Origin of the sequence: Pseudostreptobacillus hongkongensis, assembly GCF_001559795.1 — a bacterium.
In the GTDB taxonomy this organism is placed as follows: domain Bacteria; phylum Fusobacteriota; class Fusobacteriia; order Fusobacteriales; family Leptotrichiaceae; genus Pseudostreptobacillus; species Pseudostreptobacillus hongkongensis.
Genome location: NZ_LOHY01000143.1, coordinates 31,815 through 45,023, shown reverse-complemented (window position 1 = coordinate 45,023; position 13,209 = coordinate 31,815). Strand labels below are relative to the sequence as shown.

Below are 13,209 nucleotides of genomic sequence, written 5' to 3'. Positions count from 1 at the left end.
TGCAACAGCCCCTTTTAATTCCCTTTATTTTCAACTAGATATTTTAATAATTCTATATTTCCATGCTTTTTGATTATTGTAATAATAAAAAATGTAAATAATATTAAAGAAAATATTAAATAACCTTTGTAATAGTATGAAATAATGAAGAAAAACATAGTAAATAAAAGTAATAAAACTCTTATAACATGCATTAAAAAGTTGGTTTTAATGTTATCTTTTATAATGCCATCTTACTCACCTTTTAAATTTAAAATATTTTCTATAACTTGTTCTGCACATCTTATTCCATCAACAGCAGCACTCATTATTCCTCCAGCATAACCCGCTCCTTCTCCAGAAGGGATAAGTCCTTTAACACTCGAATTTAAATCATCATCTCTATTTATTCTAATAGGGGATGAACTTCTACTTTCAACTCCAGTAATTATAGCATCTTTTGAAGCAAAACCTTTAAGTTTATTATCAAATTTTGGAAGTCCATCTCTTAATGCTTGAGATATAAAGTCTGGAAACAGTTCATTCATATTAGATAATGTATAGCCTATAGAATAACTAGGTTTAACATTTCCTATTCTTGTTGATTTTCTATTATTTATAAAATCAACAACAAGTTGGACTGGAGCTTTATAATTAGATCCACCCATTATAAAGGCTTTTTCTTCTAATTCTCTTTGAAAATACATACCTGATAAAACATGTTCTCCTAAATCTTCAGGCATAACATTTACAAGTAAAGCTGAATTTGCATTTTCAAGATCTCTTTTACTATAACTCATTCCATTTACAACTAATCTATTTTTCTCACTAGAAGATGGAACAACTACACCACCAGGACACATACAAAAAGTATAAACTCCACGACTATTTTCATTTCTAACATGTAATTTATATTCTGCAGGTGGCAATTTATCAAAATATTTTCCATATTGAGACTTATTAATCATTTCTTGTTTATGTTCTATTCTAACTCCAACAGAAAATGGTTTTTTAGATATATCTAGTTTATTATTATATAGCATTTCAAACGTATCTCTTGCACTATGACCTATGGCAAGTATTGCATTATCAGTTTCTATAGTATATTTTTCTTTAGTTTTTAAATTTTCTACAAGTATAGACTTAAGAATATTATTTTCTTCTTCAAAGTCTATAAATTTAGTTTCAAATAAATATTCTCCACCTAATTTTATAACTTTTTTTCTAATATTTTCTACAATTTTAATAAGTTCATCTGTTCCTAAATGTGGTTTAGAAATATATTCAATTTCTTTATTAGCTCCGGAATCTATTAATTCTTCTATAACTTTTTTTATTCTAATATTGTGCGTATTAGTTGTTAATTTACCATCTGAAAAAGTTCCTGCTCCACCTTCACCATATTGAACATTCGATTCTTCATTTAAAGTTCCATTATTAAAAAAGTTATATACATCATCAACTCTTTCTTTAACAGCTTTTCCACGCTCTAATATTATCGGTCTTAAACCTGCTATAGCTAGTATTAAACCAGCAAACATACCAGCAGGACCTGTTCCTATAACTACCGGTCTTAAACCTTTATAATCATTAACATATTTTTGAGGATACACATATTCTTCAACTACTTGTAAATTTTTATATTCTTCCACATTATCATAAATATGCTTAGGTGCTTCAAAATCTATACTATATACATATTTTATTGCATTCTTATTTCTTGCATCTATAGCTCTTCCTGTAATTCTATATTTTTCTATATCTTTAAGATTTAAAAATTTTTTTATTTGAAATAAAACATCATCTATATTATGTTCTATATTAACCTTAATATTTGTCATTCTTAACATTTGAATTATACCTCTTTATATATTTTTTCCAACATGCATACCTGTTATGAAGCACCAAGTTAAATTATATCCTCCACAATCACCAAATACATCTAACACTTCACCTATAATATACATATCTTTAACCATTTTAGACTCAAAGGTCTTATTATTAATTTCTTTAACCAATATTCCCCCTGCTGTTACTTGAGCATTTGAATATCCTGTAGTATCAAATACTTTAATATGATAATTTTTAAGAATAGTAACTAATTTATCTATAATTTTATCATCAATCTTATCTATACTCATATTTAATTTTTCAAGTCCTACATATTTAAGTAAAAATTGACCTAATTTTTTATTAACCAAACCGTTTAAGAAATATTCTGCACTCATATACTTCATATTATTTTTTCTATATATTAACATCTCTTTTAAAGTTTTTTCATCATATTTAGGCATGAAATCAACATAAAAATTAAGATCTTCAATATTATATAATGCTGTTAAATATGATAAATTGAAAACTGTTGGTCCTGAAATTCCATATGGTGTAAATAATAATTCATTACTATCAGATCTTAAAAATTCCTTTTTGTTATAAACAGATAAAACAACTTTCATCTTAACACCTTCAAGCCCTTTTATATACTTCTTATCTGATTTAAGTTGCACAAGTATTGGGTATATTTTACTAATACTATGTCCCATTTTAGATGCCAGTTCATATCCTGAACCATTAGATCCTAACTCTTGATAAGAATTACCTCCACTTGCAAGAACTAACTTATCAACTGAAATAGTTTCATCATTTTGACTAGTTATATTAAATTTACTATTTTTCTTTCTAATTTTTTTTACATCAAAATCTAGTTTAATATCTATATTTTTAAAACTTTCTAATTTAAATCTTAAAGCATCAACTAAACTAGATGCTTGAAAAGATATAGGATATACTTTCCCTCTTTCTTCAACACTTGGCTCAATACCTATAGTCTTAAAAAACTCTATTACATCATTTGGACCATAATTTTTAAATATATATTCATCAATTTTATCTTCTATTGAAAAATAATTTAAATAATTTGCATTAATATTTGTGTAATTACAAGTTCCATTTCCTGTAACTAAAACTTTCTTTAATATTCTATCTTTTCTTTCAAAAATAACTACATCATGCCCACGACTAGCAGCAAAAATTGCACACAATACCCCAGATGCACCCGCACCTACTATACCAATTAGCACTTTTCCTTCTCTCTTTCTTCTCTTTCTTTTTTCATTCTAATTTGATCTTGTAATGCAAATATACATCCACAATAACATTGTCTATATACTTCATATTCATTACACATATCTATACTTCTTTTATATCCATTATTCTTTTTAAAATCTGAAGGTAAATATTTTACATCATATATTTCTTGAACTTCAAAACCAAGTTCATTAATCAATTTTGAATTCTTTTTAGGTGATAATGTAAGTGCAGATCCAAAATAATCAAATTCTAATCTTTTTGCATAACGTGCAACTATATCAAGTCTCATTTGAAAACAAGTTGTACATCTTTTCCCACCTTCTGGTTCTTTTTCAAGACCCTTAACAGTTTCTAAAAAATGCTTAGGATTATACTCATCTTCAATAAATCCTACACTATTTCCTGTATTTTTATTAAAATCTTCTATAAACTTTCTTTGTACTTCTGCTCTTTTAATATATTCACTTTTAGGGTGTATATTAGAATTAGCAAAAAGTATAGTTACATCAGCATGCTTACACATAAATTCCAATGTATATGTACTACAAGGAGCACAGCAACTATGTAATAATACTTTAGGTCTACTACCATTCCAACGCTTTATTAATTTTTCAAGTATCGTATGATAATTAATAACTTGATTTTGATTCATAGAAGATAAGATAGATAATGCATTATCAAATTCTAATTCGTCTATGAATGTATTATCTTTAATCAAATCATATAGCTTTCCATTTTCAGCATTTTTTGATTTCATTTCCTGCTTTAATTGATCATATATTTTTTTTAATTCTTCTTTTCTCGTATCCATAAAATTCCTTTAAATTTATACTTTATTCCTTATTATACATTATATATATTAATATTTGCAATAGGGTAATATAAAAAGGATTGATTCCATAGTTTTTAGAAATCAATCCTATTAAAGTGTATTATTCTTTCATTTTTGTATATTCTATATATTGGTCATATTCTTTAATTAATGTTTCTCTTTTATTAGAATCTATAACCTTATTTTTAACCATAAGATCTACAAGTCCTATTATTTTACTTGTTGATTTTGTTCCAAAATAAAGAGTAAGTAGTTTATCATAAGCTTTACTTTCTCCATCATCTATGGCTTTTAATAAATATTTCTCAGCCATATCGTATACTTTATATACCATAAATGTAAGACCTAGATCATAATTAGAATTTGTTAATTTTTCAAGTTCTTTAATATACATATCTTCATCATATATCATTGATAAATAATCAGCATATCTTAAAGCCTCAACCAAAATACTTGGATTCTTTTCTAATTTTAATCTATCTTTTAAAACTTCATATGACTTTTCATAATTTGAATTATTTGCAAATATTATTTGAATTTGTTCTAGTATTGCTGTATTTTTTTTACTTATATTCAAGGCTTTTTCAGCATTTAATAGAGATGTTTTTTCATCTTTATTTAAATAAGCTATATTTGCTAGTCCTATATATCCTAACTGTTTATTCTCATTATAGTTTGATGATATTAAATTATTAAAATATCTTTTTGCATCATCAAATTTATCAAGATGTAAATATATATTAGCTATCAAATTATATAATTTACCCTTTTCTTTTTCCTGTAAACTAGAAACTACATTTATATTTATTTTTTCTAACTCTTTAGTATAGTTATTAACTTCATATAAATATATTAAATCAGCTAAAAAAGGTAATTCTAAATACATAGTTCTTTTATTTAAAATTTCAGCTTGAATTATTGCTTCTTTATAATTTCCACTATTCATAGCATAATTTAATAATTTTTGATTAGAGTTTATAGCTTCTCTTGTTCTTGAATCAACATTAGAAGAAACATAACTAAAATATTTTTTAGCTTTTTCATCATTTCCATTTGCATTATATATCAATGCTAAATTATAGTTTGATTTATCTATAATATTTTTTTCATAAATATTAACCGGTTTTTTATTTACTATATTTTCTAATTCAATCTGAGCTTTTTCTAATTTATTTTCTGATATATATTTTATAGCTTTTTTAAAATCAGTTTCAATACTAGCATAAATGTTAAAAGATAACAAAAGTAAAAATGATATAAACAATTTTCGCATTTTATTTTCTTAATTCCTCTACTAATTCTGTTTTAGATTTAGTTTTATCATCTATTGTTTTAATTATTCTAGCTGGCATACCTGCTACCATTACTCCACTTGGAACATTTTCAGTAACTACGGCTCCTGCTGCTACTACAGAATTTGCACCAACTCTAACACCTTCTAAAACAACCGCATTTGCTCCTATTACAACATTATCCTCTATTACAACAGGATCTGCTGAAGGCGGTTCAATAACTCCAGCTAAAACTGTTCCAGCACCTATATGACAATTTTTACCTACAGTTGCACGACCACCTAGTACAACATTCATGTCTATCATAGTTCCTTCACCAATTTTAGCTCCTATATTTATAACAGCACCCATCATAATTACTGCACGCGGTTCTATTATTACTTTATCTCTTATTATAGCACCTGGTTCAATTCTTGCATCTATATTTTTAATATCAAGCATAGGAACAGCTGAATTTCTTCTATCATTTTCAAGATGATAATTTTTCAAATCATTTTCTTTTATTATTCTTTCTATTTCAGTCCAATCACCTATAATAATTTTAAAATCTTTACCTATTATTTTACAATCATATTCGCCTTTAATTTCTTCATCAGTATAAAGTTTTACTGGTGTTTTCCTAGTTGAATTTGCAATAAAACTTATTATTTCTTTAGATCTTTCTAATTCAGTCATTTATTACCTCCATTTAAATAAATATTATCATACTATATTTTGTTTAATCAATCAATTATATTATATAATCCTTTGTCTTTTGAAATTAATCTTTCACAGGCTTTTACTGCACCGTCAGAAAATATTTTTCTTGATAATGCTGTATGTTTGATTTCTATAATTTCATCACCTTTAGAATAAAGAACACTATGTTCACCCACTATTGCACCAGCTCTTATAGAATGTACTCCAATTTCATTTTCTGATCTTTTCTCATCATGTCTTCCATATACTATTTTCATTTTTTGTTCTTTTGCTTTAGTTATAACATCAATTAAAGTATTGGCAGTACCACTAGGGGCATCAATTTTTCTATTATGATGTTTTTCTATAATCTCTATATCAAAATCATTTAAAATACTTGTAGCATATGAAACAATTTTATTTAATGCATTTACTCCAAATGAAGTATTTGTAGCTTTAATTATTGCTATTTTTTTACTTGCTTCTTCTATAAGTTTCAATTCTTCTTCTGTATGTCCTGTTGTAGCTATAAGTATATTTTTATTATTTTCTAGTGCATAATCTAATAATACTTTTGTCATACTATGATGAGAAAAATCTATTATCATATCAAAATCTTCATTTATTTCATCAAAACTATTAAATTCTCCATTACCTAATAAATCTAATCTTCCTATACAAGTATGATTACTAGATTTTATAGAATCTAAAACGAAATCTGACATAACTCCTGCACCAATAACCAGTATTTTCAAATTAATCTTCCTTTCTACTTTGAATTATATTAATTAAAAATAGTAATATAAAATTAGGTATTATTTTAGACAAAAATACTCCTAATCTATTTAAAAATCCAGGAATTATTATTCCTTTATCTATATGTTTAATTGTATAATCTGCAACACCTTCTGCAGTATACAATGCATTTTTACCAAATAATTTAACATCATCTAAGTTTGAAGATTTAATAAATCCTGTCTCAGTTGGTCCAGGACATAATATTGAAATTTCAACATCTGTTTTTCTAACTTCATATCTAACCGCTTCAGTAAATGATTTCACAAAAGCTTTAGTAGCATAATAAACACTCATTCTAGGTCCTGGAACATAACTTGCAATAGATGCTACATTTAAAATTCTTCCTTTATTTTTTTCAACCATATCCTTTAAATAAAGTTTTGTTAATACCATTAAAGTTGTAATATTTAAATTAATCATATTAATTTCTTTTTCCATATCAGTTTCTATGAATTCACCAAATTCACCAAAACCTGCATTATTAATTAAAAACTTAACCTCTAAATTCATTTCTTTTGTACTTTGATATAAGGCTTTAGCATTATCAACATTAGATAAATCATAATCAAATATTACTGTATCTGGGTATACTTCTTTAAATCCTTCTAAAATATCTTTTCTTCTTGCAACAAGAATTAATTTTTCACCTTGTTTAGCGTACTTCTTAGCAAGTTCTAAACCTATTCCTGAACTTGCTCCTGTTATTAAAACATATTCATTACTCATAATTTATATTTGACCTCCAACTACTTTTTTTAACCATAATATAGAAAATTAAACCTGCTATAAAGTTTGAAACTAAATTACCATAAAACACTGAATAATAGCCTAAAAATGAACTTGTTAATAGTATAAAGAAATATCTTAAAAACCATATTCTTAAAAAACTCATTATTAGTGGGTAGATAGTTCTTCCTAAGGCATTATATACCGCTTGGCTCATCATAAATACAGAATATGGAAATACCGAATAAATATATATTTTTAAAGATTCTATAGCAATATTTGCAATTTGATCTGTAGGTTTAAATAGTGCAACTATATATTTTGAAGTTGGTAAAACTAATACAACTAATATTAATGCAACTATATTACCTATCAATACACCTTTATTAAATATTTTTTTTGATTTTTCAACATTTTCAACACCTATATTTATACTTATCATAGTAGTTACCGTTGTTGCAACACAAGTTGGCATTGTAAAACAAATATTAGTAACTTGAGTTGCTATAGCAAGACCTGCTAAAACATCAGAACCATAAACGACAACTTCTTTATTTATTAAAAAAAATCCTAAATTTATACCCATATATGTTAACATAGATGGTATAGCTAGCTTAATTAGCTCTTTTATAACTACAATATCAAACTTATATTCTCTCAAATTTAATTTAAATTTATATTTTTTTATAAATAAATCATAATACATCCATATACTTGTTAATATATATGCACTTAGTGATGCATATATTGCTCCATAAATTCCCATATTAAATACTAATAAATAAATACTATTAAATATTAATTTAAGTACTAATAAGACAAACATTCTATAAAAAGTAGCTTCTGGCTCACCTGTTGCACTTTTTATTGAATTAAATATTGCTGCCATAAATTGAAATGGTATTATTAACGAATAAAGAGAAAAATATATTAATGCATCTTGTTTTAAAACAGGATTATCAGGGACAAAAAATCTTGCACTAAGTAGTGCTACAGGCATTAAAATAATTCCTGTTATAAATGAGAAAATCAATATTTGTAACGATACATTTCTTACACCATTTTCATCATTTTTTCCATTTAACTGTCCTATCATTGATAATGCAACTACTCCAAAACCTTGAGATAATGCAATTATCATATTTATCGCAGGTTGTACATAAGATACTGCAGCTGCAACATTATTACCTAATTTAATATTTAGAAATAAGCTATCTGAAAAAGGTATCAAAGTTTGAACTATAGCCATCATAAAAGTAGGAATTGTTAAAAAAATCATAGTAGAAATTATATTTCCATTTAGTATCATTTCTCTACGTTCATCTAAATTTTTATTAAATATTTTTCTCATAAATTCTCCACTAATGTAAAAGCACGTGTAAAACACATGCTTTTAATATTTAAACTTATTTTTCTGCAGATATTATTTCAGTAACTCCTGCTGTTCCTTTTCCTTCAAATAAAGCTTTAACATTAGGATAATCATCAGATTCTAAAACTACTACTGGAGTAACTACTGAATCTGCATTAGCTTTTAAGAATTCTAAATCAAATTTAACTATAGGGTCTCCAGCATTTACCTTATCTCCTTCTTTTGCTACTGCTTCAAATCCTTCACCTTTTAACTTAACTGTGTTTAATCCAAAATGAGTTAATACATTTAATCCTTCTGGAGTTTCAACAACAAAAGCATGTTTAGTTTCAAATAATTGTATTATTGTACCTGCTACTGGTGCTTTAACATATCCGCTTTCTAAGGGTTCAATTCCTACTCCTAATCCAAGTAATCCTTGTGCAAATGTTTCATCAGGTACTTGACTTAAAGGTATAACATTACCGTCAACTGGTGCAACCACCTTTATAACAGATCTTTTTTCTACTTCTTTTTTCTTTCCAAATAATGAATCAAAAAATCCCATATTTTCCTCCTATTTATAAACTTTATTTAAATTAAGTATACCATAGTTTAAAACAATTTACAAATTAATAATTATATAGTTTCAATATATATTTACAGTAAAATAAAAAGAAGACAATTGTCTTCTTAATCAAATTGGTGGTATATAGAATTTACCATAAAAATGTTCTGTTTTAAATGTATTTATTATAGCATGATTATCTATTTCAAGTATAGTACTTACCACATCTCCAACCTCATAAACCGAAACTACTGTATATAATAAATCTACATTTTCACCTGAGTATGCTCCTAAACCACTTAGTTTAGTCATACCATGTCTATGGTTTTCAAAATAATGTTTTATTACTTGATCACCTTTTTTAGTTATTATATGTATGGTGATTCTATGATATCTATTATAAAAAGTATCAACTATTTTAGTAGTTATAAACTGAAATACTATAGAATAACCTGCACCATCCCAACCAAATCTATATCCAAATATTAATATTATCATCATATTAAATAAGAATACATATAACCATATACTTCTATTTATTCTATTTGAAATATATAGAGCTATAAAATCTGTTCCTCCGGTAGATCCTCCTACTTTTAATGCAAGAACTAATTGCATTCCATATATTACAGCACCTATAGTAATATTTAATCCTATAGTACTAAAGATTGGTTTAAAAGTAAAAGTTTGCAAGAATAAAGAACTCATAACTATTTGTAAAATAGATAGAAATACAAATTTTTTACTTATTTCTCTTACACAAAGTAAAGCTACTGGTAAATTTAATGCTACTAATAAAAACTGTACTGATACATTCATATTAAATTCTTCAAATATCATATTAAATAATAATGCAAGTCCCGTAAAACCACCTGTTATTAATTTTGAAGGTTTTATAAATACTTCAATAGAATATGCTTGTACAAATGATGATACAGTTATCATTATAATTGCAAATATATATCCTTTATATTTATGGTATAATTCTTTATATTTCATATCCACCTCTTTTCTTATTGTACATAAACTCCAAGATCTTTATTATCTATAAGTATTTCTACATTTTTTAAATCTTTTATATTGTTATATACATCTTTTACAAACCAATCCACAAGATTTTGATCTCTTTTAACTGCTGTCCCGTTATCTACAAACACAGATATTGTTACTTCTTTAAAATTATCAAGCCCCATCTTTATATCATCTAATATTTGTTCCTTTGTTTGTCCTTGTGTACATATCATCAGAAGTGCATTAGTATACTCTTCTTTTATTTTTTTAAATATTCTATCTGTTAAATAAAAATTCTTTTTTAAAACTTGAATTCTATATTTATTGTCAAATGTTTCTATACCTATCATAAATCTTACTTCTACAATGTCAAAAAACTCTCTTATTTCATTTAATCTTTTAACATATCCAAAATATGCTTCACAATAAAGTATTTTAATATTTTTTTCTATTATAATCTCTTTTATTCTTTCAAGAGTTTTTTTAGGTATTTCAAATATTGAGCCAGAGTTTATTACTTGTAATACTCCGAATTCACCTGTTATATTTTCTAAAACTTCAAAATTAACACTATTTATTTCATCTTCATCATTAGAATTATCTAAAATATAGTTGCAAAAAGCACATTTGCTATAATCACAAGGAAAACTTTTTAAAAGAACTATTTCTCTTATATTTTTTTCTAGAACTTTACTATATCTTATCATTTTATTCCTTTATCATACCCTTATTTTTCCAATAAGTTGCAATATATACAAATGGTGTATCACAAAGTGATGTGATTATTTTTAAGAAATATGTCGAAAACATTATAGATATAACAGTTGAGTTATCATAAACACCATAAAATGCTATTAATGTAAAGATTACATTATCTATTACTTGACTTATTAAAGTACTTCCATTATTTCTAATCCATAAGTTCTTAAAGCTCGGTAATAATTTCTTAATAAATTGGTATAAATAAATATCACAATTAGATGATATTACATAAGCTGTAAGTGATGCTACAGTTAATCTAATAAATGGTGTAAATAAAGCTTGAATATGAACTTGATTCATATCATTTACAGAAGGCGTTAATAATATAACAATATTCATAACAAGTGTTGTAAATATCATAGTTAAAAACCCAAGTCCAACAACTTTTTGTGCTTCTTTTCTACCATAATTTTCTGTAATAATATCAGAAATTAAAAATATACTACTATAAGCAATATTCCCTAAAGTTGTCTCAACTCCAAATAATACTACAAGTTTTGAAACTTGAATGTTTGCAAGTATTATTGAAATAGGTGTAAATGCCATAACCCCTATTTTACCCCATAATTTATAGGCTAATAATACAAACGAAAAATTAATTAAAAGATATAAAAGCCAGATGGCTTCATTCACAGTAAAAATGCTATGCATAATCCTCCTCTTTGTTCAACGCTGCCACCTATGAACTCTATAAATATATTTGTTAAATCTTTTAGATTTAACCTATTAATTTTAACATTTTATATAAAATTTTACAACAAAAAATCGGAATAATAATTCCGATCATTTATTCAACTATTACAATTACATTTTCAGCAGGATATGTAAATCCATTTTTTTGTATTTTATTTCCTCCATTTACCCAATCATATATATACTTAATTATTTCATCATCATTTCTTACACATTTATGAGATAAAGGAATACTTCCTAACTTAGACTCTGTAATTTTTTTTCTTTTTTCTCTATTATCTTTTGGTTCAAAAGTTGATGGTATCCCATGGATATATCCCCCACCAGAAAATCTTATTGCATTTCTAGCATCTCCTATAACTATAGGTCTTTTACCAATAACTTCACCCTTTGAATTTAATATTTCTTCAGTTTCAGTATCTGATGCATATGCCATAACAGGTTTTGTATATGCAACTAAAAAGTCTCCATAAGGAGTTACAAACCCAACTCCTTTATTAATTCCAGTAGTTACATATCCTACAGTATTTACATTAAATATTCCTGTTTTTTTATTTTTTTCTATAACTACTTCTGTTTGACTGTGTCTATCTATGTATATAAACTTATTAACAAATGACTTAATATTAGATTTTTTTATTCTACTTTTAAATGCAACTGGTATCTTATATATCTCATCACCATAAGACATTGTCTTTATGCTTATATATTTAGAATCTGACCCAACTATTGTAAATAAGGCTCTATCAGGTAAATTAATATAGTCTTTATTATTGTTATAATAAGCTTTTATACTTTGATTTGCAGCATTTCCAAACTTATCTTTTTTACCTTCAGTTCCTGTATTTAAAGAAATATATGAATCTACATAATATATATCTTTATTACTATTTAAAGCATCGCTAATAAACATATTTATTTTATCTGCTTTTTCAACAGCTCTTTGCCAATTAAAAGCTCTCTTTATACCAGCAGTTGAAGGTATAAAATATTTTTCTTTGTTATATATAACTTCATACCATTTACTTCCATCTTTAGCTTTTACAAGTCCTGTTGTCCCTATTTTATATCCAATAGGTAATTTTTTTAAAGCCTTATCTTTAATATTAGGATTTTTTCTTAGATTAACAGCTTGTCTAATATATATATGGTAATTAAGTTCTTCATTAAAATGTTTTTTCATTTTAACATCTAATGTATAATTAGGATTTTCTTTAACATAATTTTCTATATATGTATATGGTTTTACTTCACTTTTCTTAGTTTCAGATTTTTTTATTTCTTCATTTACTTTATTTTCTTTCTCAATTTCTACTTTTTCAATATTTATAGCTTCATTTTTTGCCTTATCTTCTATTCCATCTGAATAAGAAAAACTAGCTAATATTAAAAGTAGTACTAAAAAAGGTTTTCTCATTTTCTTCTCCTT

The 13,209-nt window shown here is 25.5% G+C and carries 13 protein-coding genes; all 13 read right to left on the bottom strand.

What is annotated here, in order from left to right:
• Positions 1 to 233: 233 nt before the first annotated feature.
• Positions 234 to 1,829 carry an NAD(P)/FAD-dependent oxidoreductase gene (locus AYC59_RS06950; RefSeq protein WP_066896839.1) on the bottom strand — a complete coding sequence of 532 codons (1,596 nt, stop codon included), beginning with the start codon at positions 1,827 to 1,829 and terminating at the stop codon, positions 234 to 236.
• Between the two features lie 15 nt (positions 1,830 to 1,844).
• Entirely contained in the window at positions 1,845 to 3,059 is a 1,215-nt protein-coding gene (locus AYC59_RS06945) for a BaiN/RdsA family NAD(P)/FAD-dependent oxidoreductase (RefSeq protein ID WP_066896837.1), read from the bottom strand.
• Positions 3,053 to 3,880: an epoxyqueuosine reductase QueH gene (locus AYC59_RS06940; protein ID WP_342666621.1), complete on the bottom strand. Its 828-nt coding sequence runs from the start codon at positions 3,878 to 3,880 to the stop codon at positions 3,053 to 3,055. The genes AYC59_RS06945 and AYC59_RS06940 overlap by 7 nt, the downstream gene beginning before the upstream one ends.
• A 121-nt stretch (positions 3,881 to 4,001) precedes the next feature.
• Positions 4,002 to 5,174 (bottom strand): tetratricopeptide repeat protein, encoded by a 1,173-nt coding sequence (locus AYC59_RS06935; RefSeq protein ID WP_156445517.1) that lies wholly within the window; start codon positions 5,172 to 5,174, stop codon positions 4,002 to 4,004.
• A 1-nt stretch (position 5,175) separates the two neighbouring features.
• On the bottom strand, positions 5,176 to 5,868 hold the full coding sequence (dapD, locus tag AYC59_RS06930; RefSeq protein ID WP_066896833.1) for a 2,3,4,5-tetrahydropyridine-2,6-dicarboxylate N-acetyltransferase: 693 nt from the start codon (positions 5,866 to 5,868) through the stop codon (positions 5,176 to 5,178).
• 47 nt (positions 5,869 to 5,915) lie between these two features.
• Positions 5,916 to 6,626 carry a 4-hydroxy-tetrahydrodipicolinate reductase gene (gene dapB / locus AYC59_RS06925; RefSeq protein ID WP_066896831.1) on the bottom strand — a complete coding sequence of 237 codons (711 nt, stop codon included), beginning with the start codon at positions 6,624 to 6,626 and terminating at the stop codon, positions 5,916 to 5,918.
• 1 nt (position 6,627) lies between these two features.
• Positions 6,628 to 7,395 (bottom strand): SDR family NAD(P)-dependent oxidoreductase, encoded by a 768-nt coding sequence (locus AYC59_RS06920; RefSeq protein WP_066896829.1) that lies wholly within the window; start codon positions 7,393 to 7,395, stop codon positions 6,628 to 6,630.
• Entirely contained in the window at positions 7,388 to 8,746 is a 1,359-nt protein-coding gene (locus AYC59_RS06915) for an MATE family efflux transporter (RefSeq protein WP_066896827.1), read from the bottom strand. Before AYC59_RS06915 ends, AYC59_RS06920 begins: the two co-directional genes overlap by 8 nt.
• Positions 8,747 to 8,801: 55 nt before the next feature.
• Positions 8,802 to 9,314, bottom strand: a complete 513-nt coding sequence (locus AYC59_RS06910) for a PTS sugar transporter subunit IIA (RefSeq protein WP_066896824.1) — start codon at positions 9,312 to 9,314, stop codon at positions 8,802 to 8,804.
• 129 nt (positions 9,315 to 9,443) lie between these two features.
• On the bottom strand, positions 9,444 to 10,313 hold the full coding sequence (locus AYC59_RS06905) for a YitT family protein (protein WP_066896822.1): 870 nt from the start codon (positions 10,311 to 10,313) through the stop codon (positions 9,444 to 9,446).
• Positions 10,314 to 10,327: 14 nt separating this feature from the next.
• Entirely contained in the window at positions 10,328 to 11,032 is a 705-nt protein-coding gene (locus AYC59_RS06900; protein ID WP_066896820.1) for a radical SAM protein, read from the bottom strand.
• A gap of 1 nt (position 11,033) precedes the next feature.
• Entirely contained in the window at positions 11,034 to 11,741 is a 708-nt protein-coding gene (locus AYC59_RS06895) for a queuosine precursor transporter (RefSeq protein WP_211260038.1), read from the bottom strand.
• A gap of 133 nt (positions 11,742 to 11,874) precedes the next feature.
• Complete coding sequence (locus AYC59_RS06890; protein WP_066896816.1) at positions 11,875 to 13,197, bottom strand: L,D-transpeptidase family protein; 1,323 nt, start codon at positions 13,195 to 13,197, stop codon at positions 11,875 to 11,877.
• Positions 13,198 to 13,209: the final 12 nt, after the last annotated feature.

What these genes read in the sequence shown, in the direction of transcription:
- AYC59_RS06950 (WP_066896839.1), bottom strand. Translation starts at nt 1,829, where the DNA reads ATGTTAAGAATGACAAATATTAAGGTTAATATAGAACATAATATAGAT.
- AYC59_RS06940 (WP_342666621.1), bottom strand. Translation starts at nt 3,880, where the DNA reads ATGGATACGAGAAAAGAAGAATTAAAAAAAATATATGATCAATTAAAG.
- AYC59_RS06935 (WP_156445517.1), bottom strand. Translation starts at nt 5,174, where the DNA reads ATGCGAAAATTGTTTATATCATTTTTACTTTTGTTATCTTTTAACATT.
- dapD (WP_066896833.1), bottom strand. Translation starts at nt 5,868, where the DNA reads ATGACTGAATTAGAAAGATCTAAAGAAATAATAAGTTTTATTGCAAAT.
- AYC59_RS06920 (WP_066896829.1), bottom strand. Translation starts at nt 7,395, where the DNA reads ATGAGTAATGAATATGTTTTAATAACAGGAGCAAGTTCAGGAATAGGT.
- AYC59_RS06915 (WP_066896827.1), bottom strand. Translation starts at nt 8,746, where the DNA reads ATGAGAAAAATATTTAATAAAAATTTAGATGAACGTAGAGAAATGATA.
- AYC59_RS06910 (WP_066896824.1), bottom strand. Translation starts at nt 9,314, where the DNA reads ATGGGATTTTTTGATTCATTATTTGGAAAGAAAAAAGAAGTAGAAAAA.
- AYC59_RS06905 (WP_066896822.1), bottom strand. Translation starts at nt 10,313, where the DNA reads ATGAAATATAAAGAATTATACCATAAATATAAAGGATATATATTTGCA.
- AYC59_RS06900 (WP_066896820.1), bottom strand. Translation starts at nt 11,032, where the DNA reads ATGATAAGATATAGTAAAGTTCTAGAAAAAAATATAAGAGAAATAGTT.
- AYC59_RS06890 (WP_066896816.1), bottom strand. Translation starts at nt 13,197, where the DNA reads ATGAGAAAACCTTTTTTAGTACTACTTTTAATATTAGCTAGTTTTTCT.